Origin of the sequence: Pseudoalteromonas luteoviolacea NCIMB 1944 (genome assembly GCF_001625565.1) — a bacterium.
GTDB classification, from domain to species: domain Bacteria; phylum Pseudomonadota; class Gammaproteobacteria; order Enterobacterales; family Alteromonadaceae; genus Pseudoalteromonas; species Pseudoalteromonas luteoviolacea_F.
Map to the genome: position 1 here is coordinate 35,966 of NZ_AUXS01000042.1, position 20,941 is coordinate 56,906.

19 protein-coding genes and 1 pseudogene are annotated in these 20,941 nt (G+C 44.0%); 8 read left to right on the plus strand and 12 right to left on the minus strand.

Annotated elements, in window-relative coordinates; genetic code table 11:
• Positions 1–29: 29 nt before the first annotated feature.
• From N483_RS15570 to N483_RS15595, 6 genes are all read right to left on the minus strand, one after another.
• A complete protein-coding gene (locus N483_RS15570) occupies positions 30–815 on the minus strand; it encodes an ABC transporter permease (protein ID WP_023399676.1) in 786 nt (261 codons plus the stop codon).
• A gap of 234 nt (positions 816–1,049) precedes the next feature.
• On the minus strand, positions 1,050–1,679 hold the full coding sequence (locus N483_RS15575; protein ID WP_023399678.1) for a protocatechuate 3,4-dioxygenase: 630 nt from the start codon (positions 1,677–1,679) through the stop codon (positions 1,050–1,052).
• Between the two features lie 212 nt (positions 1,680–1,891).
• A complete protein-coding gene (locus tag N483_RS15580; RefSeq protein WP_023399679.1) occupies positions 1,892–2,602 on the minus strand; it encodes a hypothetical protein in 711 nt (236 codons plus the stop codon).
• 77 nt (positions 2,603–2,679) lie between these two features.
• Positions 2,680–3,468 (minus strand): lipoate--protein ligase family protein, encoded by a 789-nt coding sequence (locus N483_RS15585; protein WP_023399680.1) that lies wholly within the window; start codon positions 3,466–3,468, stop codon positions 2,680–2,682.
• A gap of 60 nt (positions 3,469–3,528) precedes the next feature.
• Positions 3,529–4,446 (minus strand): LysR family transcriptional regulator, encoded by a 918-nt coding sequence (locus tag N483_RS15590; protein ID WP_023399681.1) that lies wholly within the window; start codon positions 4,444–4,446, stop codon positions 3,529–3,531.
• Positions 4,447–4,687: 241 nt separating this feature from the next.
• A complete protein-coding gene (locus N483_RS15595; RefSeq protein WP_023399682.1) occupies positions 4,688–5,644 on the minus strand; it encodes an alpha/beta fold hydrolase in 957 nt (318 codons plus the stop codon).
• Positions 5,645–5,841: 197 nt separating this feature from the next.
• Between N483_RS15595 and N483_RS15600 the strand changes: the two genes are divergently transcribed.
• Complete coding sequence (locus N483_RS15600) at positions 5,842–6,024, plus strand: alternative ribosome-rescue factor A (protein ID WP_023399683.1); 183 nt, start codon at positions 5,842–5,844, stop codon at positions 6,022–6,024.
• A gap of 76 nt (positions 6,025–6,100) precedes the next feature.
• The gene (locus N483_RS15605) at positions 6,101–6,535 is read left to right on the plus strand and encodes a hypothetical protein (RefSeq protein ID WP_023399684.1); all 435 of its coding nucleotides are present in this window, start codon (positions 6,101–6,103) and stop codon (positions 6,533–6,535) included.
• Here the strand turns inward: N483_RS15605 and N483_RS15610 are convergent.
• Positions 6,532–7,494 carry a bile acid:sodium symporter family protein gene (locus tag N483_RS15610; protein WP_023399685.1) on the minus strand — a complete coding sequence of 321 codons (963 nt, stop codon included), beginning with the start codon at positions 7,492–7,494 and terminating at the stop codon, positions 6,532–6,534. The two genes, N483_RS15605 and N483_RS15610, sit on opposite strands and share 4 nt — an antisense overlap.
• A 202-nt stretch (positions 7,495–7,696) precedes the next feature.
• Between N483_RS15610 and N483_RS15615 the strand changes: the two genes are divergently transcribed.
• On the plus strand, positions 7,697–9,103 hold the full coding sequence (locus N483_RS15615; protein WP_023399686.1) for an alanine/glycine:cation symporter family protein: 1,407 nt from the start codon (positions 7,697–7,699) through the stop codon (positions 9,101–9,103).
• A gap of 52 nt (positions 9,104–9,155) precedes the next feature.
• Here the strand turns inward: N483_RS15615 and N483_RS15620 are convergent, their stop codons facing one another.
• Positions 9,156–10,202: a PLP-dependent cysteine synthase family protein gene (locus tag N483_RS15620; protein WP_023399687.1), complete on the minus strand. Its 1,047-nt coding sequence runs from the start codon at positions 10,200–10,202 to the stop codon at positions 9,156–9,158.
• 276 nt (positions 10,203–10,478) lie between these two features.
• Between N483_RS15620 and N483_RS15625 the strand changes: the two genes are divergently transcribed.
• Positions 10,479–12,272: an ABC transporter transmembrane domain-containing protein gene (locus N483_RS15625; protein ID WP_023399688.1), complete on the plus strand. Its 1,794-nt coding sequence runs from the start codon at positions 10,479–10,481 to the stop codon at positions 12,270–12,272.
• Here the strand turns inward: N483_RS15625 and N483_RS15630 are convergent.
• On the minus strand, positions 12,269–13,036 hold the full coding sequence (locus N483_RS15630) for a hypothetical protein (protein WP_023399689.1): 768 nt from the start codon (positions 13,034–13,036) through the stop codon (positions 12,269–12,271). The genes N483_RS15625 and N483_RS15630 overlap by 4 nt on opposite strands.
• A gap of 208 nt (positions 13,037–13,244) precedes the next feature.
• On the opposite strand from N483_RS15630, the pseudogene N483_RS15635 reads away from it, so the two are divergent.
• Positions 13,245–13,696: pseudogene (locus tag N483_RS15635) on the plus strand (CreA family protein).
• Positions 13,697–14,050: 354 nt separating this feature from the next.
• Here N483_RS15635 and N483_RS15640 read toward each other — a convergent pair.
• Entirely contained in the window at positions 14,051–14,815 is a 765-nt protein-coding gene (locus N483_RS15640; RefSeq protein WP_023399690.1) for a hypothetical protein, read from the minus strand.
• A 200-nt stretch (positions 14,816–15,015) separates the two neighbouring features.
• Here N483_RS15640 and N483_RS15645 point away from each other — a divergent pair, with 200 nt between their 5' ends.
• Entirely contained in the window at positions 15,016–15,483 is a 468-nt protein-coding gene (locus tag N483_RS15645; protein ID WP_023399691.1) for a CreA family protein, read from the plus strand.
• A 40-nt stretch (positions 15,484–15,523) separates the two neighbouring features.
• Here the strand turns inward: N483_RS15645 and N483_RS15650 are convergent, their stop codons facing one another.
• Positions 15,524–15,901: a YybH family protein gene (locus tag N483_RS15650; RefSeq protein WP_023399692.1), complete on the minus strand. Its 378-nt coding sequence runs from the start codon at positions 15,899–15,901 to the stop codon at positions 15,524–15,526.
• Between the two features lie 102 nt (positions 15,902–16,003).
• On the opposite strand from N483_RS15650, the gene N483_RS15655 reads away from it, so the two are divergent.
• The gene (locus tag N483_RS15655; protein ID WP_023399693.1) at positions 16,004–16,876 is read left to right on the plus strand and encodes a LysR family transcriptional regulator; all 873 of its coding nucleotides are present in this window, start codon (positions 16,004–16,006) and stop codon (positions 16,874–16,876) included.
• 34 nt (positions 16,877–16,910) lie between these two features.
• Here the strand turns inward: N483_RS15655 and N483_RS15660 are convergent, their stop codons facing one another.
• Positions 16,911–19,010 (minus strand): alpha-amylase family glycosyl hydrolase, encoded by a 2,100-nt coding sequence (locus N483_RS15660; RefSeq protein WP_023399694.1) that lies wholly within the window; start codon positions 19,008–19,010, stop codon positions 16,911–16,913.
• A gap of 215 nt (positions 19,011–19,225) precedes the next feature.
• Between N483_RS15660 and N483_RS15665 the strand changes: the two genes are divergently transcribed.
• The gene (locus N483_RS15665; protein WP_023399695.1) at positions 19,226–20,938 is read left to right on the plus strand and encodes a CocE/NonD family hydrolase; all 1,713 of its coding nucleotides are present in this window, start codon (positions 19,226–19,228) and stop codon (positions 20,936–20,938) included.
• The last annotated feature ends 3 nt before the right edge of the window (positions 20,939–20,941 follow it).

Sequence of the window (20,941 nt, forward strand, 5' to 3'; positions counted from 1 at the left end):
TAGGCAGCCTTCGAGCTGCCTTTTCTTTTTTAACAGAGGCTGACTTGAGGTTTTCCTTCCACGGAAATACTGCGCTTTGCCACCATCCATAAACTGACAGTGATGGTAATACTCATCATGACAAAAATAGCGAGCATGATCATCAGCTGATATTTAATTGCCACCATGGGGGATGCGCCGCCTAGTATTTGCCCTGTCATCATACCTGGTATGGTGACCAGTCCCGTTGTTGCCATTGTAGCGAGTATAGGGGACATGGCTTTTTGCAATGCCTCTTGTACAAACGGTCGAGTTGCAGCACTTGGAGAAGCGCCTAGCGCCAGTGCCCCTTGATATTCAGGCCAGCGTTCTTGCAGTGCGCTATAGTAGCTTTGTAAGCAAATAATATTCCCAGAAATGCTATTGCCAAGCAACATGCCAGCTAAAGGGATAACATAGCGCGCGTGATAAAAAGGTTCTGGTTGAATAATACCCAAAGAGAGGATCGTCATTAAAGGCAACAGTCCCGCAACTAAGCTGAGCGCAACGGGTATCAATACAATGCGTCTTGGAAAATGAAGTTTGTTGATGATCGCACTGCTGCCAACGAGAACCATTGCAAACATCCAGGCTAAGTTGACCCAAATACTATTGAGATCAAACAATAACTCTAGATAAATGCCGATCAAAATCAGCTGTAAGGTCATTCTAACTAGGCTTATGACGGTTTCTTTCAACAAGCCTAGCTGGTAATGCATATTGATGTAATAAGGAACGATAAGCGTTAGGCTAAATACCGCCAGCTGCCACCATTGAATATCTATGACGCTTTGCATACTTCAAACTACTGTAATTGAGTGCGTAAAACTGGGTTGTTGTTTACGATTATGCTCACGCTATCATGGTGATATGACACTTTTATTGATAGCCATAAAATGCGTTGAGTGGATATCAAGAGGTGAAAATACATGGCTACGTTGTTGTGAAGCCACCTCAATGTAGTCGCCCATTCAGCGAGGCCTGTTAAGGAAAATTAATACTGAATGGACAATTCGTCTTGCAAGTAGGCGCTATACTTTTGCAAGGACAATGTCATATCGATATTGATTGGCTTTTGATGTTGCTTTGGCGGTCATCAAGGCCTGCTCTTGGCGTGTTTTACTTCTAAATAAACCGTCTTTATCATTGAGAGGATGATCGGGAAAGTACATTTGAGTCAGTAGCGAATGATAACCTCTTTTTGAAATTTTTAAGTGAATGTGCGGTGTACGTTGTTGTGAAGCATTCAGCGGGTAGGCGCCGGGAAAGACGGTTTTAAAGCGAAAATGCCCCCCAGCTTTTGTTTGTATTATCGCCCATGCCTGAAAGTGCTCGTCAATGGGGGCATCGCTATTATCGTGTGGATGATGGTATTTGCCAAAGCTGTTAGCTTGCCATAGATCTATGGTTGCATCTTCTAAGGGGTTCCCCTGATTGTCGAATACCTGTCCGTATATTTCTATCACGATACCTTTTGCTTTACCTTTTTTACCAACAACTTGAGTGAGATCTGCATCTTGATCTTTTTGCGGTGTGATCGGGTAATAGGGTCCTTCCATTTCGCTGGGGGTAAGGGTACGTGCGTGTACGTGTGTGCCAATTAAGCCCACAAGAGAGCCGAGTGTAATGTTTTTGATAAAGTGACGGCGATGTAATTTCATTGTGATTCCTCATGCAAAATGTTAAATCGCACCACACAAACCATATCGTACACGGCCTATCATTGCCAATAGGCAAGGTATTTGAGCGCTTGAGGCAGTCTATGTGGCGGCGTGATATGAGTGTTGAATATCACGTCCCTCTCTGTCTTAATGAATATCTATTAATTGCTCAATAGAGTTTTAATAGATATCTAATAACATGATTTATAAGCTTATATTGTATTATCATCAGTGACTACAAGGTGTTTTTGATAATTGCTAAATGTGGTCTTGGATGTTTCTTCTATCTCGATAAAGAAGGAGAAGGTACCGGTCATTTCCATCGTGTTATATTTGGGAAGTACCGTATTATCTATGGTCATAAACTGCATATGCAGCTTAAAGTGATCAATCTCTGCCAAGGCGACGGGGCTGAATTCATCGGTATTGTGGATGGATATATGGTCAATATTCAAATGACGTTTATCTATCTGAATGCTACCAACTAACTTACCGAGGGCATCTTCGCCCAGATCAGATAATTCGACGGGGTAAGTGAAGGTGATGTATTCAGGCGTTTCATGGTGAAGTGTTAATGCGTCTGTTTTTATCAACTCTTTGATACTCACAGAAAACCCTTCGTTTTGTCGCTTTTTAGCGAATTTTTCAGCTTGTTTCGAGGATGGCTTCTTACCATTGAGTTGTAGTAGGTGCCAGCGTTTATCAGCGTTGGCGTGAGGTATGTGCTGTGCAAGTACTTCAGTTTTTTCTCCTTCCTCAATTTCTATACTGTGAACTTGATACGACCAATGTTGCTTATTGGCTTGTGTAAATCGCTCAACAGCTTGGTTGACCAAGTTTTGGTGAGCAATCGATGCAGCCAATGCGGGCGTCGCAAGCAGAATAAATGAAGAAATAACAACGTTACGGATGTGACTAAACATGAGGCGGCTTCCTTTTTTGCATTACTTTGCAGGTGACGATGTGAAGCCAATGTGAAAACCAAAGGGTCCTTGGTATTTTAAAGTTCTAATTGAGATGCAATATCTGCATTAAAGTCACGCAAGGCTAGTAAGATTTCTTGTCTGATGACTTGAGTCAATTTGCCTCTTGGGTAGTGGCCTGCTAAATGTCTATCGACACTAGTTGACGCATGGGGATCGTAGCAGTTGTCACCACCTGCTAGCTGGTAAAACTGATTGACGATGCCTGTCGTATCATGCGGATCGGCTTCAATCATGATCATGGCTTGCGCTAATACGGCGCGGTAAAGCCCAAATTCATTGGTGGGAGAGAGTGCTACTCGCTGAGCGGTTCCTGCCACTTTGAGTGCATCAATATTGAGATTAAATCGACCGTCGCAATATGCCCCAGGAGTTTCTCCATATTCACTCTGCAAGCCAAGGTTGCGCAGTGCATTGCGAATAGGCTCACACAAGGCGATATAGATAGCGTCTAAATCCAAAGGTTGGGTTTTGGTCTGTGCAAAGATGAGCGAAAAATTTAAGATACCAGGACCGTGAGGGACCGCTGTGCCGCCACTTTCTCTGACCGAAACAGGCCAACCCAGTTGAGCTAAGGTGTCACAGGCGCTGTTAAAATCCACTAATTTGGCTTCTTTACGGCTAACAATCAATGATTGAGGGCATTCCCATAAACGTATTGTTGCAGGTTTTTCACCGTTGGCGACCTGCTTAAGAAGCGCCGAGTCCAGCTCAAGAGCACGTTGTGTGCAAGTATCTATGGGATCATTGAGCACAGACCATTGGTGTGCGCTATAAAATTGCGTTGCTAGCTGTTTTTCATTCATGGTTGTCCCTAATAAAATTGCTGCACCATACAAGTATAGACGCCAAAGCTGCGTGGCGATTTACTGTTTATCGACCTCAGCGCTTTGTGTCGTTGGCATAATCATACTTTGGTATCTGAGCTCACCTAAAAAAGTCCTTGCTGCAGGCCCTAGGCTATCTCCGTCGACAAAAGTCAGGTGTAGTTGGGCTTGACGCGTTCGCCCTGATTGTAAATTGAGCGCAACAAGCTCACCACTTTCAAGCTCTTTTTCGATTAAGGGCACTGGCAGCCAAGCAAAACCAAACCCATTTCTAATCATATCAATGGAGGTACGCATATGGCTGACTGTCCAGCGTTGACTTGCCTGTAGCCATCCTGAATCATGACTTTTTGATACGGCGGAATCTCGTACTACGATTTGTCGGTGTGATTTTAAATCTTCTAACGTCAGTGCCCTGTCACTTTGATGAAGGGCATGTTGTGGGCTCGCAACGGCGAGAAACTCTATTTGGCAGAGTTCTTCACTAAATAAGCCTTCAAGGGTGAATGCGGAAACGGCGATGTCGACGTTGGCATTTTGCAGCTGCTCATTGGCGCCATTGAGGACGGACTCAACCAGTTCAATTCGTAAAAAAGGAAACTCTTGGGAGACTTTGTCGAGCACCCGGTAAAGCAAATGGGCTGGGAAGATCTCATCAATGGCGATACGCAATTTGGTTTCAATACCTTCTGCAAGGTTGGCACCTATGGTTTCTACCTTAGCGGCTTCATCAAGTAAGTATTCAACACGGCGTAACATAAGTTCACCAGCAGCAGTCAGTAGTGTTTTTCGGCCCTCAACACGAAATAGTTTGACGCCAAGCGCGGTTTCAATTTTATTGACCGCATTGTGGATACTAGATTGGCTTTTGTGGATCTGAGCAGACGCCTGGTTAAAGCCTCCATGTTCAACGACGGCTTTAAACATACGCCATTGTTCGAGAGTGACTTTGAGCATATTACACCTGTGTACTTTAGTTACTTTGACTGTAGAGATATCAGCATGATACACGAAATACTAAGAGACTATCACACTGTTCAAGTAAAGCTATGAACCAAAACATGAGGGGAGAAAGTGGCAATAAGGGTGCGGTCTAAATTTATATTATTCAGGTACAGTCAATATTTCCTTCGCTAAAGTACTCGCTCCCAAGCAGTGAGGCTCATTCATTTCTGAATGGGCTTTTTTAATGCCCTTATTAGATAGGGGCGGACCCCCAATCTCGTTTCTGTCCTTTCTGGGCAAGTTTTTTAGCTCGTTTGAGTTCACTTTTACGAACATGCTTTGCAATCCACTTGATCATTTTAGGGGTAAGTTCGGGTGGCAAGTTATGACCCATACCAGGGACAATTTTGAGTTTGGATTTACGGATCTGCTGAGCTGTTTTGATACCCTCTTGGCTCGAAATAATGGGATCTGACTCTCCGTGGATCACCAAAGTGGGTGCTTTTACTTTGGCCATTAAATTTTGACGGCTGCCGCTGGCGGCCATTGCAGCGAATTGCCTTTGGAAAGCGTGTGGGTTATAGGCGCGCTCTACGGTTTCAACCGCTTGCGCTTTTAAAGTTTGCTCGTCCTGAGGGTAAGCTGGGCTACCAATTAATTGATTAAGCCGAATGTTGTAGCGGATCGCGGCATCACGATTGGGTTTATCGGGGCGTAGTTTTGCGAGCTGTAAAAATACTTTTAAGTTAGCGTGAGTCAATTTAAGTGAGGATGAAGAAGACATGATGGAGGTTAAGCTCAAAACCTTCTTTTTCTGTTTTGCAGCGATAAGCTGCGCGATCATGCCACCCATGGAAGCGCCGACCAAGTGTGCTTTTTTAATTTTGAGTGCTTTCATTAATGCCAGCGTGTCTTCTGCCATTTCTTCCAGTGTATAGGGGGCTTGGCTGCGAAGTGGCAAACGGGCGCTTAACCAAGATTTAAAGAGGCTGGGTTTCCCGAATTGTTCTAGATGAGTGGATAATCCAGCATCTCGATTGTCAAAGCGTACAACTCTAAAGCCCTGATCAACCAAGCCATAAAAAAGCGCATCGGGCCACAAAGTCATTTGTGCACCAAGCCCCATGATCAAGATAATAGCTGGATTGTTTTTATTTCCCACGTCTTGATAACTAATGGAAATGTTGCCGCTAACAGAGATTGATTTCATACAAATTTGCGTCGCGTTTGCTCTTTATGCAGTTTAGGCATAAAAATAATAAATGCGTATGAAATCGAGTATTTTATGGTTACAGGCTCGATGATTGCACTGCGATACTTTTTGGTTTGGGTTTTTACTTGCAGAGGCGAGTATGACAATGAATAATAAGTGCTCATTTAATTCATGCAGACACAAAAGGTCAAACTATGAGTAAAAAAACACAACACACCTGCGAACATCGCCGTGGTGAAATTAAAGATAATGCGCTCAAAGCATTGGTTACAAGCCCAGTGTTTAAATGTAAGGTTGAAAAAGCGAAAAAGGGTAAAGGTAGCTTTCGCAGAAAAGCAAAACATCAAGGCCAAGAGCCTTATTTTATGGCAGCATAACCGAAGAGGTTGTGGCGAGTCATAAAATAGGGCTTTTAGGCGAGAAACACTGAACAATAAACATGGAGCAATTGATATGAAATGGAAGTGTTTAGTAACTTTCTTGCTTGCTTATGGGTTGATAGGTTGTCAATCAGCCCCATTTACTTACAACCCCGACGGGTTGGGCCAACTTCAATTGGCGCGTATTCAGGTTGACCAAGGGCCGCGTAAATACGCCAGTGATTATCTGGTAGAAATAGAGTATATCTGGAATGAGCAAGGGCAGGAGCTCAGTGGACGATTACCCTATGTGAGTGCCAAGTATAATCACCTGACACTCTCTTCTGGGGTATACCGTATTCAAGCAACTTGTGCCAATAAACAGCATACCGGCAGCGTAGAAGGTATTTTCAAATTTAGTTCTAGACATCACTATCGCTTGTACTGTGAGTTAAAAAAAGACCGCCATACACTCGGGTTTTCGGTCTCAACACATGTGGCTCTAAAATTAGAAGTGACTGAGCCCTAATCAGGGAGTCGGGCACACTCAGTGGAAGTAGCTTGGTCTTCCTCTTGCGCTATGACTGGGCGCTTACTCCAATAACTCGCGAGCATTGAGCCGCTGATGTTGTGCCAAATTGAAAACAGCGTGCCTGCAATGGCAGCAGTTGGTGAGAAAAACTTCATGGCTAGCGCAACTGCTAAGCCAGAGTTTTGCAAGCCTACTTCAAAGGCGATGGTTCTGCAGATCTCTTCACCAAATCCACACCACCTTGCAACCCAGTATCCGCTTAACAGTCCGATCCCATTGTGCATGATAACTGCGATAAGAATAATAGGGCCGACCGCGGTGATATGTGATTTATTGAGGGCCACAATAATGGCAATGATTGAGACAATAGCGAACATAGATACCAAGGGCAGAATACGATGTACTTTGGCAACTTGGTTTTGCAAAAAAGTGTTGATCAATAACCCCAGAACAACTGGTGCGAGAACGATTTTTAATAGGTTGAGGATCATCGCTTGAGTCGGAATATCGACCAACTGTTGGGCGTACAGCGAAATTAAAAATGGCGTGATCAGCACTCCTAGCAAAGTACTGATTGCCGTCATGGTAATGGATAAAGCCACATCGCCTTTGGCTAAAAAACACATCACATTACTTGCCGTACCACCTGCGACGCAACCAACGAGGATCATGCCAAGGCTGAATGAGTCATCTAATTTAAGCATAAATACGATGATCAGCGCCACCACAGGCATAACCAAATATTGTAGTAGCACACCCAGCAAGATAGCTTTGGGGGCTTGCATAACTTTATTAAAATCAGACCAAGTTAAGGTCAGCCCCATACTGAGCATGATCACAGTTAACAACGGGATAATGGCAGATTTAAACGGTGTAAAGTGCTCTGGCGTGAGGTATGCGACAGTGCTAAGAAGCAGTGCCCACAGCGGAAAGAGTTGTATCGCTCGGTTTAACATGGTGCTCTCAGAATGATTGATAGTTTTGGTATTGAACCGCTAAATTGTGGAACGAATATGTTGCTGCGCAACTGTACACACATTTGTATGTTTTTCATTCTGTTGTTATGTTAACAAGCAGTAACACATAGTCAATATTGTGCAGCTTAAAGCCTTGTCCTAAAGTGACTTTTGAGCCGCAACGCATATGCAGGGTAAATTTATGGTTGAGCAGGGTGTCGCATTTATCAATCAAGTATTGTGGGGAGAAGGCCAACTTCTTATTTATGTTCTGTTATTTGCTGGTGGCTGGTTTACTTATCAACTGCGCGCTATCCAGCTGGTTGACTTCAAACATATGTTTGGCTTGGTGAGGCACAGCGCGAGTTCGGATCCAAACGGGATTAGCTCTTTTCAAGCTTTATGTACTGGGCTAAGTGCAAGAGTGGGTACTGGTAATTTAGCCGGTGTGGCGATGGCCATTTCTTTGGGGGGAAGTGGCGCGGTTTTCTGGATGTGGGTAATAGCGCTGCTTGGCATGGCGACAGGATTTGCTGAAAGTGTGTTGGGCCAGCTATACAAAGTGAAAGACAGTCAAAAGGAGTTTCGAGGCGGGCCTGCATACTACATTCGTGCAGGGCTAAACAAGAAGTGGCTGGCCGTATTATTCTCAATCTGTTTATTTCTAGGCTACGGTGCGAGTTTTAGCGCTATGCAAGCCAATACTATGGCTGAAGCACTCAATAACACCTTTGCGATTCCGACTTACCTCAGTGGTTTGATAATCGCATTGGTTGCAGGCGCGATTGTGCTCGGTGGGCTTAAACGTATCGCCCGTTTTGCTGAGGTGGTTGTGCCTTGGATGGGGGCTACCTTTGTGCTGACTGCGATCATCATCAGTGCTGTGAACATAACCCAATTGCCAGGATTAATTGCAGATATCGTACTTTCAGCATTCGGTTTAACTGAAGCATCAGCTGGGGCATTGGGCGCGGCGATCAAAAGTGGTATTCAGCGCGGTATGTACTCCAATGAGGCCGGTGCGGGTAGTGTGCCCCATGCAGCAGCCGGCGCAGCGCCTAATCCTAATCATCCGGTTGTTCAGGGGTATATTCAAATGTTGGGGGTTTTTGTTGATACTATTGTATTGTGCAGCTGTACGGCCGTTATAGTGCTACTGGCTGGCATTGGTGCCAGTGGTGAAATGGCGGGGATCGGTGTGACCCAACAGGCAATGACCATTCATTTTGGTGAGTTTGGCGATGACTTTATCGCGTTGGCAATTACGCTTTTTGCCTTTACTTCTGTGGTAGCAAACTATGCTTATGCTGAGAGTAATCTGCACTTCTTTAAGCTAGACAATCGGCTTGGTAGGCTCAGCTATACAGGTATTTATTTGGCGATGGTGGTGTGGGGAGCAAATGCAAGTTTACAGCAGGTTTGGAACTTGGCTGATATGTCTCTAGGGCTGATGACGCTAGTAAATGTGTATGCCATTGTTTTGCTGACGCCAACGATAAAAAATTTAACGCAGGACTATCGAAATAAAAAGCAAGCTGGGAACTCTCTGGAGTTTCGACACGCTGACGTAACAGTTCAAGGTAAAACAGCAAAGGGGGTTTGGGAGTAAAAGACCGCCAAACAATGAAAAAGTGGCCAAATTAGCCACTTTTAATGATTTATCATTTATTAAACCAAGTTTTAAGCTGCGCCTGATAGGGAGTAATATCACCAATGTTATTTTTGACCCACTCAGGATTGTAGTAGGTATCTAAGTAGCGCTCACCGCTGTCACAAATCAAGGTGACGATGGCTCCGCCTTTACCTTGGTTGTTCATCTTTTCAGCCGCGCTGAGGGCGCCCCATAAGTTAGTGCCTGTGGATGGCCCTGCCTTGCGACCGGTAAATTCTTCAAGCCATAGCATGGCTGCAATACTGGCGGCATCAGGAACTTGCATCATGTGATCAATGACGTCAGGTTGAAAAGATTTTTCTACTTTTGGGCGGCCAATACCTTCGATGCGGCTAGAGCGGCCTGTGCAAATAGCGTCGTTATTTTGCGTGTACCCTTCGTAAAAAGCAGAAAACTCAGGGTCGACTACCATCAATTCAGTTTCATACCCTTTATAAAGAATATAGCGACCAAGGGTTGCGGAAGTACCGCCAGTCCCAGCTCCCATCACAACTAAGTTAGGTACAGGGTAGGGCTCGAATTTCATTTGATTAAAGATGCTTTCGGCAATGTTGTTGTTGCCTCGCCAGTCTGTGGCACGTTCTGCATACATGAATTGGTCCATAAAATAGCCATCGAGCTGTTGAGCGAGCTCAACGGCTGTGTCGTGCATATTTGTCGCGCAATCGACAAAATGACACTGACCACCATAAAATTGAATTTGATCTATTTTACTTTGTGCCGTGGACGCTGGCATCACAGCGACAAAGGGAACACCTATCATTTGCGCAAAATAGGCTTCGGAGACCGCGGTGCTGCCGGAAGACGCTTCAATCACTGGGGTATTTTCTTTGATTTTGCCATTACATAAAGCATATAAAAATAATGAACGTGCTAAACGGTGTTTAAGACTGCCTGTGGGGTGGGTGCTTTCATCTTTGAGGTAGAGATAAATGTCATTAAATTGAGGGAGCTGAAATTTAAACAAATGTGTATCAGCCGAACGGTTTTGGTCCGCTTCTATTTTTGCAATGCTTTGTTTTACCCAGCTTTTCATTTTCTATCGCTCCTCTTGTATGGTGCGAGTTCCACCAATGAGTTTATATTCTTTTTAGTTATAACTTATTCTATATGCAAATTGGAGATATTTTAAGCTTTATTTTTCGGCTTGCACTAATAAGCGCATTTGTCTTGTTACTTTTTGTAGCACTCTAGTTGCTTAAAACCTAGATGGCCTACTTTTTATTGGTTGCTTGAATATGGCACACTTACTCAATGGGCAGCGCATTTTATTTTGTCATCGGCTGTGTGAAACAGTCATATAGGAACTAATTTGAGTAATTCAATCAATCAAAAACCACAAAAGGCAATAGCGAGCTTATTGCCGATTGTTTCCTTTGTTAAACCCTATAAATGGGTTGCGATGCTGGCGCTATTGGTGCTGTTAATTACCGCAGGGCTCAACCTTTCTATCGGGCAAGGCGTGAAGTTTGTTATTGATAGTGGATTTATTGCAGGCTCCAAAGCGCAGTTAACGCAGGCGATCACAGGTTTGGTGGTGCTGATATCTCTGGTCGCAGTAGGCACTTTTTGTCGTTTTTACTTGATGAGTTGGTTGGGCGAACGGGTGAGTGGTGATATTCGTAAAGCAGTATTCAATCAAATTGTTCACCTTCACCCCAGTTACTTTGAGGAAAACCGCAGTGGGGAGATGATGTCTAGGCTGACAACAGATACGACTTTATTACAGTCTATTGTTGGTTCTTCTTTTTCTATGGCACTGCGCAGCTCTCTGGTGCTGATTGGTGGGTTGGTAATGTTATTGATCACCAATTTAAAGCTGACCTTATTGGTGATCACCTGTGTCCCCCTCACTTTGGTGCCGATCATGATATTTGGTAAGCGAGTGCGAAAACTCTCTGAAAATAACCAAAGTGCCATTGCGGATATTAGCACGTATGCCGGTGAAATTATTCAGCATATTAAAGTAGTCCAAAGCTATACTCACGAAGAAAAAGAAAAGCAGGCATTTGGTGGTGAAGTTGAAAAAGCCTTTAATGTAGCCAGACAAAGTATCAAACAGCGTTCATTTTTGATTGCGGCAGTGATTTTTCTTACCTTTGGCGCGATTAGCATTATGTTGTGGGTCGGCGGTATGGACGTACTGGAAGGACGCATGACTGGCGGTGAGTTAGGCGCATTTATATTTTATGCCATTATGGTGGCGATGTCCGTGGCAACCATCGCTGAGGTATATGGTGAGTTGCAGCGTGCGGCGGGAGCTGCAACTCGATTGCTAGAGTTGTTACAAATTGACAGTGCAATTAAAAATATCGCCCAGCCCAAACCGATGCAGCATGGCAATGAAATCAGCATTGCTTTCAAAAACGTTGATTTTTATTACCCATCAAGGCCTGATACTGCTGCGCTAAAGGGTATTAACTTGTCAATTCCAAAAGGTAAAATCGTTGCATTGGTTGGTCCTTCAGGCGCCGGGAAAACCACGTTATTTGAGTTGTTACAGCGTTTTTATGATCCGCAAAAAGGCGACATAATGTTTAACAATGAAGCATTGACGCAGTTGGCGCTGACAGATCTACGCCACTGTATGGGGATGGTGCCGCAACACCCTGTGTTATTTAGTTCAAATGTCTGGCATAACATTCGCTATGGTAACCCCAATGCAACGGATGAACAGATAATTGAGGCAGCAAAACGCGCCCATGCCCATGACTTTATTGAGCAACTGCCTGAGGGGTATGATAGCTTTTTGGGAGAACAAGGAGTGAGGCTATCTGGTGGTCAAAAGCAGCGTATTGCTATTGCACGAGCGATTTTAAAAGATCCAGAAGTACTATTATTGGATGAAGCAACCAGCGCACTTGATGCGCAAAGTGAATTTCATGTTCAAGCGGCGCTCAATGAGTTGATGCAACACAGGACGACTTTGATCATTGCGCACCGTTTGGCGACCGTGACCCATGCTGATTTAATTGTGGTGATGGACAAAGGGCAAATTGTTGACTCGGGGACACATCAGGAGTTGCTGGCACACTCTGAGCTTTATCAACGTCTATGTGAATTGCAGTTTGATAAAGCACAGACTGTGAATGAGTCAACCGTTTAGAATTGGTAAATCAAATTGACATTGGCTAAGGTGTCATCTTCGTTTCTATCGAACCAATTTGAGCGACTATGCACCAGTTCTAGTGAGCCTAAAAAGTGATTGGTAAACGCATACTCAAAGCTGACACTGAGGCCATAGGCAGAGCCATCATCTTCAAATGTGCCGACCTCGCATTCTGGAGCGTGTCTACCATCGCAGCGAGTGAATATTGAGCTGTAGTATGCGCCATCAATTTCACCAGTTTGATAAAATATACTACCGTACAGTAATGCCTCTGGTGACAGGCGGTAGCCAGAGACCCAAGCAATATCAATCAGGTCATGGTCCAGCTTCCAGTCGCTTCTATCATCTTTGTAGGATTTATCGGCAGCTCTGAAATATTTACCAGTCTCTTCGTCAGAGAGGTAGGCTAATGTGATTGCATGAGAGACATTGCCTGTCTGTGCTGATTCAGCGTGCTGTCCTGAAAACTGGTATATTAACGTGGTTTTGAGCGCTTTACCCGTTTGCACTTTGGCTGCAAAGCCGCCGCCTAATGACACCTCTAAACTGGCGTAGCCGTCGATATCATCGGACTCCCGTGAGGCATCACTAATGGTAATGGGTTGTCCCTCATCTAAGCCAATTGCCATCTTTACATTCAGAGGTTGGCCGTGAACTTCTGGGTTATCGAAACGTACTGAACCTATATCTGACTCCGGTGGTGTTGTGAAACAGCCTGTCAGTACCAGTGTAGAAGCAAGAGCAGCTGCGCACTTTTTCATATTTTTTAGTCCCATTTTATATTAAGTAATGATTACTATTAGTAAGGCGGGATGGTATCTATATTTCCTGTAATAGCAACAATATTGAGAAAAAACTAATTGTTTCATGAAACTTCTCATTCTTTACTATGGGGTTGTGGGACTTATGCGAAGGTGTTGTTGAAGCCATATGCTTACTGACATTTAATGAAAGGATAGAAATGAAAAAATACATTGCGTTTGCTTCGATACTGCTACTTGCTCAGACAGTGAGACTGGTGATGTATCTCTGGGGTTATTTACGCTCAAAGATATAAAACTGAATTCAATGATTGATCCTGTAGTGGCGGGAGTGACTTATCATGTGGCCAGTGTCGAGGCGGACCTGAGCTTATCAGATCCCAGTGATAGTTCTATTTCTTGTCGTCAAACAGGTGAGATAGCTCCTGCCATGATAGCTAAATTGACAAGCCAAAATCAGACGAAGTGGCGTTTAAAAAATCCAAAAGTATATTTTTAAAAGCGATGAAAGTGCATCGTATTTATGATGCAAAAAGTAAAATAATCATGTGCTTATCTTATAGTGCTAAAGAAACCTCAGGAAGCTTTAAACACAGCTTGTCGACAGTGCTATTGTGGGGGACGCAAGCTTATGTGACGCCGTCGTTGTCGTCCAAATAACCATTTTTGGCCGAGTTTAGCTCGGCCCAAATTAATGTCGCTACTTTTCACCTAACACTTCAAATTCATCATATATCAGGCGCGCGAGACCGTCCTGCTCTACAATCCAATGCCGTTTGTGCACCACGCCGTACGCTTTATTTATAGTCCACTTAGAGGTCGAAATATAGCCACTTTGAGGTGAGGGTTGCCATTCGATATCTCTATAATCGACACTGTGAAAACCTTGATCTATGATACCTTGCTCTGATCTTGGCTCAGCGACACATCAGGACATGCTGACACACTCTGAGCTTTATCAACGTCGATGTGAATTGCAGTTTGATAAGCACAGACTGTCAATGAGTCAACCGCTTAGAATTGGTAAATCAAATTACCATTGACCAAGGTGTCATCTTCATTTCTATTAAACCAATTTGAGCGGCTATGCACCAGCTCTAGGGATCCCAAAAAGCTTTTGGTAAACGCATACTCGAAGCTGACACTGAGGCCATAGGCAGAACCATCGTCAGAAAAGGTACTCTGGGCACATTCTGGAGCATGTCTCTCAGCGCAGCCACCAAATGTTGAGCGGTAGTATGTGCCATCAATTTCACCGGTTTGATAAAATATACTGCCGTACAGTAACGCTTCTGGTGAAAGGCGGTAACCAGTGATCCAGGCGATATCGATGAGGTCATGGTCTAGCTTCCAGTCTCTTTTACTGTCTTCATTGATATACTCGCCTGTCTCGAAGTCTGTACCTGACTCTTCGTCGGTGAGATAGGCCAATGTGATTGCATGAGAGACATTGCCTGCCTGTGCGGATTCCGCGTGCTGTCCTGAAAACTGGTATTTTAAAGTGGTTTTGAGCGCTTTACCCGTTTGCACTTTGGCTGCAAAGCCGCCGCCTAATGACATTTCCAAGCTGGCATAGACGCCGGTATCATTGGAACCTAGGGGAGAGTCGCTAATGGGAATGGGCTGACCTTTATCTAAGCCAATTGCCATTTTTACTTTCATAGGTTGGCTATGGACTTCTGGACTATCTAAACGAACCGAACCTGTATCCGCTTCAGGTGTTGAAAAACAACCCGTCAACATCAGTGTAGAAGCAAGAGCAGCAGCGCATTTTTTCATGGTTTAATCCCTGTTTTAAATAAGATTATTACTATTTTTAGAAAAAATTGATGGTATCGTTATTTCCTGTAATAGCAACAATTTTTATCAAAAATTAATAGTTTCATGAATCTTTCTAACAACTATTATGGGATTGGGAACCCTGTGATATGGTGAATTCATATTGATACGCTTACAGACATTTAATTAAGGGATAAAAAATGAAAAAACACGTCGCTTTTGCAGCCATATTGTTGCTTTCAGGTTGCTCAGACAGTGAGGTTGGTGATGTCTCTCTGGGGTTATTTACACTCAAAGATATTAAGCTAGATTCTATGGTTGATCCTGTGGTGACGGGCGTAACCTGTCATGTTGCCAGCGTCGAAGCGGATTTGAGCTTGTCTGATCCCAGTGACAGCTCTATTTCTTGCCGTCAAACGGGCGCAATTACCCAAGCTATGATAGCCAAAATCGACAAGTCAAAATCAGGTGAAGTGGTTTTTAAAAAATCCAAAAGTATATTTTTAAAATCGATGAAAGTGCGTCGTATTTATGATGCTAAAAGCCAGACTATTATGTATTTATCCTACAGTACCAAAGAAACCTCAGGGAGCTTTAAGCACAGCTTGTCGACAGTGCCATTATGGGGGACGCAAGCTTATGTGACGCCGCCGTTGTCGTCCAAATAATCTTTTTAGGCCGAGTTTAGCTCGGCCCAAATTAGCGCCGCTACTTTTCACCTAACACTTCAAATTCATCATACACCAGACGTGCCAGACCATCCTGCTCGACAATCCAGTGTTCTCTGTGAACAACGCCATAAGCTTTGTTCATAGTCCATTTAGAGGTCAAGATAAAACCTCCTTCAGGGGATGGCTGCCAATCGACATCACTGTAGTCAACACTGTGAAAACCTTGATCTATGATGTCTTGCCAGAATTGGGCAATTTGTTCTCGGCCATGAAATACGCCAAATGGTTTTGCTTCCATAATAGCATCTCGAGTGTATTGCATTGCACAGGCTTGCGCATCTTGGCGGTTAAACGCTTGCTGCCAAGCAGCAATACCAGCTTTACACTGGGCTAATGGTGTTGATTCTGTATTCATGATGATCTTCCGCTAAATTTAAACTTGTTTAAGCTTAGAGGTTTAATTAAATTAGAAAAACAGTGTAAATAGAATCAATTGTTTAACTGAGAAGAACAATCAATGAATAAATTGCGCCATATGTCACTATTTGCCCATATTGTCGAATGCGGTTCCATCACTGCCGCAGCAAGTGATTTAGGGTTATCTAAATCTGTATTAAGTCAGCACTTAAAAGTACTTGAGCAGGAATTGGGTGTGACTTTGCTCAAGCGTACGACCCGAAAACAAAGCTTGACCGCAGCGGGGGAGAGTTTTTATGGGCAGTGTAAATTAATCAATCAAACCGCCCAAATTGCATGGCTTGAGGCGGCGCAGTTTAATCAAGAAGTAAAAGGAAAATTAAAGATCACAGCGCCAAATGTATTGATGACTACGCTTGTGGCGCCTGCGCTGGCTCAAATATGCATTCACTACCCCCAATTGCAGTTAGAGTTGCTTGCTGATGACCAACAATTGGATTTACAGGCGCAAAACATTGATTTGGCGATCCGCGTTGGGCGATCTCAAAATAGCGATGCCAAACAACGAAAAATCGGTGAATTCAGAGATGTCTTATGTGGCGAACCACAATTACTGTCAGCTCACCCACCGCAGCAACTGAGATATATCGCCAATGTTTGGCAGGGGGCGGACATTGAACATGTGTTCATATCTTCTGAAGGAAATGAAAAGCGGTTTTCAGCTACACCAAGCTGTGTCGCTAATTCATTCGATACTTGTATGACTCTGATTTGCCAAGGCGCAGGGATTGGTTTGATCCCTGAGTTTAAGTTATCTCAGTATGCTGCGCACTTGGCAGAAGTTTTTCCTCACTATAAATTACCGCTCAACCCTGTGTTTGCTTTGCATACGTTCGACAAACAAGTTCCACTGAGTATAAAAGTGTGCTTAGAAGCAATAGAAAATCAGCTTGCACACGGGATGGGGAAATAGATGACCACACAGTAAGTAGTGTGGTCAAAAAAGCTTAATCTTTTGGATAAGTCTGTAAGTCACCTTGTGGTACATAAATGGTATAACCACGACTTGGTGCGCTAAAATAGCCTCTGCCATCTTCATAGACTGTGACTGTATCATCGGGGTCAAAGGCATTAACTAAGGTTTGCCCGGCTAAATTACTAAACCCAGTAGCGTGCGTAGTAACCCAAAGCCCTTTGCGCTGCGTATCATGGTTATTTAATACTACAATGGCTCCCTGTTTTTGTAGTTTGCCGAACCGTCTCGCAACATAAACATGTTGAACATCACCATAGGGAGAACCTATTTTTGATAGTACCGCTAACCCACCGTCCATGTAGGTATTGCGAGCAAACATGAGTTTGTTGATTTCTTGCTTTAAGCTCGCAGGGGCTGTGATGGTTTTGCTGGGGTCATGATAATCGTATTGCTTTACACCATAATAGTGAGAGTAAAACACCGTTGGTTTGCCTTCATGACTGAGGATGTAGGCATAAGCAAGTTTGTGGTCTTTGCTCACCCACTTATCGTACTCTTTTCCTGTATCGTGGTTCTCGACAAAGGTGACCACTGACGTCCCCGGCAATTGGTGTCCTCGGTCATTCCTTACTAGCCCCGCATGATTGAGTGTTCGCATATCAAAATTTTGGTTTTGATTGGTCATCTGTGTAAGCACTGACTTTAAAGGGAAGTCAAACGCATCGACATCGGCGCCCGCGTTGTGCACTGTATCCACCCAAGATTTGATGCTGCTGTCACCACCCCAGTATTCAGCGACGACAAATGGCTGTTTGCCATTGTGTTTAGGTAGGTTATTCACCCATTTTGCGGCAAACTCTGGCTGAAAGCCGCGAACGAAATCAAGGCGAAAGCCATCAAAATTGTGCTCTGTTTTAAGCCATTTCCCCCAGTCGATCAGCTTTTGTTGTACTCGGGGTGAAAAGGTATTGGTATCATTGCCAAAAAATTTGGTATTGGTGATCACTTCGTCATTGCCCATTTCGCCAAGCCAGTCATCGCCATCAACAGGATGGAAGTCATGATACCGCCAGCCATCATCGCTGTTTGGGTAGTTGCCATCAGCTTTGCGCTGAGGAGGGGCTATACGTGTATTGGTATAGGCGAATAAGTGACTGGCTGTGATATTTACTGCGGGGCTGTCTGGCGTACTTTGTTGCCAGACTTCAATGGGTAAGAAACCGTTTGTTTGCGATGTATCAGTCCAGTTTGTTTGGCTGCTTGGATCACCTTGCTTTGCACTGAGGCTCAGATATAAGCTCTGTTTATTTGGGACATCTAGCCAGTACTCGTCAATATCAGCTTGGTCAATTACCTGGCCTCTCATCGTTGTATTCAGCCCAGAAAATGCGTTACTTCCGGGTCTTATTGCCGAGTAGTTGCCATCGTTGGGTTCTTGCTCGCGGTGGATTGCATTGGAGGGGATTTGTCCTTTAGAATCCTTAATTGACAGCGCATATCCTCGTGTTGTGATACTTTGTTGCCATGGCATGGTTGAGCCATAGCCTTGCACTTTAATGAACACCCGTCCTTGTACATCTTTGAGCTGCCAGTTGATTTCATTGCTCGGATAGGCCACATATTGGTGCTGATGAGCTTTACCAAGTGCGTAGGCTTTCACTGCAGGATTTATTTCACTGTCTTGTTCGTTGCTATAAATATGATTTAACACTACATCTGCATATACGTTAATGTGGTGCTGTTGCAGTGTACTTATCATATTGGTGAGCTCAGCTTGGCTACCAAAGCGGGTTTCAATACTGCCCTTTTGCAAGTAGCGACCTAAGTCATAGTGGTCGTAAACACCATATCCCATGTCAATGATCCCCCAGTTCCCTTTTGATGGAGGTGGGATCCAAATGCTGGAAAATCCAGCTTTTGCGAGTGCAGGTGCCTGTTCAGCGAGATGATCCCACCAAATACCATTTTTGTTTTTTTCATCTACAGGCACATCCCAATAAAACCCTTGTAGCATCACATCGTCAGTGGCGATGCATAAGTGGGAGGTGAGAGATAAAAGTGTACTCGCTATTATATATCGGGGCTTGAAGCGGGTGTGTAGTCCGAGTGACTTATTGGTATTTTCGAGCATAGCAGTTCCTTGCAAAATAATGGTTGAGTTTTATCAGCATTGAAAATAATTAAAGTAGCACTTTTGTAAGTTTTTTGTTTTGAATACGTATGCATGACTGTATTTTTATCAAGGAATAAAGGAGGAGGTATGTATGTAGCTAATCGTGAGGGGTTTGTTATGTTATTTAGGTTATGTTATACCGTATCTTTCTGGTGTTAATAAAGGGACTGATTATGTATTTTGTCGCATTGTTTATTGTGCTTTCTAGTTTTCAATTAATGGCATTAGAGGTAACAGAGTTGAGGATCCCCGTTCGTGACAAAACGGAGCTGGCTGCAACGATTTACACGCCCGTTTCTTCACCCAGTAGCGAGAAAAAGTTTCCAGTTATTGTACAGTTTACACCCTATGGCAGAAGTGAAGCGCTGCAAAGAGGGCGCTACTTTAGTAAGCATGGCTATATCTTTGTAGCAGTGGATAGTCGGGGGTTAGGTGACTCAAACGGCGTATTTACCCCTTTTATTGACGAAGGTCGTGATGGTTTTGATGTAATTGAGTACCTCGCAAAACATCCGATGAGCAATGGGCTGGTGGGCACATTGGGGGGGTCGTATCGTGGCTTTGCGCAATGGGCAATCCAAAAATATCGACCGCCCTCGTTGCAGTCAATGATTGCCATTGCATCGGTTTACCCTGGCTATGACTTCCCAATGGGCAATAATATTTTTTCTGACTATACAATTTCATGGCTAGATTTTGTATTGTCCAAGGGGAATAACAAACGTTATGGCAATGGGGATGGGTGGCAACAAGCGTACTTAAGGCAAAAAAATAGCGGTACAAGGTTCAAGGATTTAGACAAAAACGCAGCGCATTTATCTGATGTATATCAGACTTGGCTTGCGCACCCAAGCTATGATGAATATTGGCAGGAAATGGTGCCCAAACAACAAGATTATGCCGCCATAACTACACCAATATTGTCTATAACGGGTCACTATGATGGTGACCAGCGAGGCACGTTGCAGTATTTTAAAAATCACCAACAGTGGGGCAATAAGGTAGCCCGTTCTGAGCACTATTTGATAGTTGGGCCGTGGGATCACAGCGGCACTCGCAAACCAAAAAGCCATGTACATGAAGCGCACTTTCTCAATCTCAGTATGCTCGACATGTTTAAAATTTACTTAGATTGGTTTAATTGGACCCTAAAAGGCGCGGCAAAGCCTGCTTATTTGACCGCGCCTGTGATGCACTATATCCAAGCGTCAGGTTTGTGGGTTGGCCAGACGCAATTAAAGTCGGGAGCCGATGTTCAACACTTGTCTTTGCAATCACTACAGACTCAAGGTGAACAGCAACCTGTGAGCAGGTATCGTTATGACCCGGCTACACCACACGCATTGCCATTATCAAAAGATATGACGGGCTCGGTCAACTTACCCAATGAGCACGATGGTTATGTGGTATTTGAAACCCAGCCTTTGGACAGTGACAAAGTATTGTTCGGTCGCTTGGAAGCAGAGGTTTGGTTAGCGATGAACGTACCAGATAGTGATTTTTATCTGGATGCATTTGAGGTGTGTGCTAACACTCTTCCTCGGTTACTAAGTAAAGCACGCAAGCGGGCAAAATATCGTGATAGTTTAGCTAAGCCAGTTTCAACGCCCATTAACGAGCCTTTTTTGATCCAGTTTAAAGACTTTGATTGGGTGGCGCGAAACATCGAAAAAGGGTGTAAATTGCAATTTGTTATACGCTCGTCACAGTGGCATCGGCAAAAGCATTTTAACAGCGCTTTACCCGTTGCATTTCAGACCATGAAACAAGCGCAAATTGCTGACATACAGATATTACATCAGCCACAATATCCGAGTTACATTACAATACCCTGGTTACAACCAGGCGATGTAGGCAAACCCGTTGTTTTACCTTTGAGTCAGTAGCCG

Bases quoted from the DNA above. Each gene is read 5' to 3' on its own strand.
- N483_RS15580 (WP_023399679.1), bottom strand. From the start codon at position 2,602: ATGTTTAGTCACATCCGTAACGTTGTTATTTCTTCATTTATTCTGCTT.
- N483_RS15570 (WP_023399676.1), bottom strand. From the start codon at position 815: ATGCAAAGCGTCATAGATATTCAATGGTGGCAGCTGGCGGTATTTAGC.
- N483_RS15650 (WP_023399692.1), bottom strand. From the start codon at position 15,901: ATGAATACAGAATCAACACCATTAGCCCAGTGTAAAGCTGGTATTGCT.
- N483_RS15610 (WP_023399685.1), bottom strand. From the start codon at position 7,494: ATGTTAAACCGAGCGATACAACTCTTTCCGCTGTGGGCACTGCTTCTT.
- N483_RS15665 (WP_023399695.1), top strand. From the start codon at position 19,226: ATGTATTTTGTCGCATTGTTTATTGTGCTTTCTAGTTTTCAATTAATG.
- N483_RS15600 (WP_023399683.1), top strand. From the start codon at position 5,842: ATGAGTAAAAAAACACAACACACCTGCGAACATCGCCGTGGTGAAATT.
- N483_RS15605 (WP_023399684.1), top strand. From the start codon at position 6,101: ATGAAATGGAAGTGTTTAGTAACTTTCTTGCTTGCTTATGGGTTGATA.
- N483_RS15575 (WP_023399678.1), bottom strand. From the start codon at position 1,679: ATGAAATTACATCGCCGTCACTTTATCAAAAACATTACACTCGGCTCT.
- N483_RS15615 (WP_023399686.1), top strand. From the start codon at position 7,697: ATGGTTGAGCAGGGTGTCGCATTTATCAATCAAGTATTGTGGGGAGAA.
- N483_RS15620 (WP_023399687.1), bottom strand. From the start codon at position 10,202: ATGAAAAGCTGGGTAAAACAAAGCATTGCAAAAATAGAAGCGGACCAA.
- N483_RS15585 (WP_023399680.1), bottom strand. From the start codon at position 3,468: ATGAATGAAAAACAGCTAGCAACGCAATTTTATAGCGCACACCAATGG.
- N483_RS15645 (WP_023399691.1), top strand. From the start codon at position 15,016: ATGAAAAAACACGTCGCTTTTGCAGCCATATTGTTGCTTTCAGGTTGC.
- N483_RS15630 (WP_023399689.1), bottom strand. From the start codon at position 13,036: ATGAAAAAGTGCGCAGCTGCTCTTGCTTCTACACTGGTACTGACAGGC.
- N483_RS15655 (WP_023399693.1), top strand. From the start codon at position 16,004: ATGAATAAATTGCGCCATATGTCACTATTTGCCCATATTGTCGAATGC.
- N483_RS15595 (WP_023399682.1), bottom strand. From the start codon at position 5,644: ATGAAATCAATCTCTGTTAGCGGCAACATTTCCATTAGTTATCAAGAC.
- N483_RS15590 (WP_023399681.1), bottom strand. From the start codon at position 4,446: ATGCTCAAAGTCACTCTCGAACAATGGCGTATGTTTAAAGCCGTCGTT.
- N483_RS15660 (WP_023399694.1), bottom strand. From the start codon at position 19,010: ATGCTCGAAAATACCAATAAGTCACTCGGACTACACACCCGCTTCAAG.
- N483_RS15640 (WP_023399690.1), bottom strand. From the start codon at position 14,815: ATGAAAAAATGCGCTGCTGCTCTTGCTTCTACACTGATGTTGACGGGT.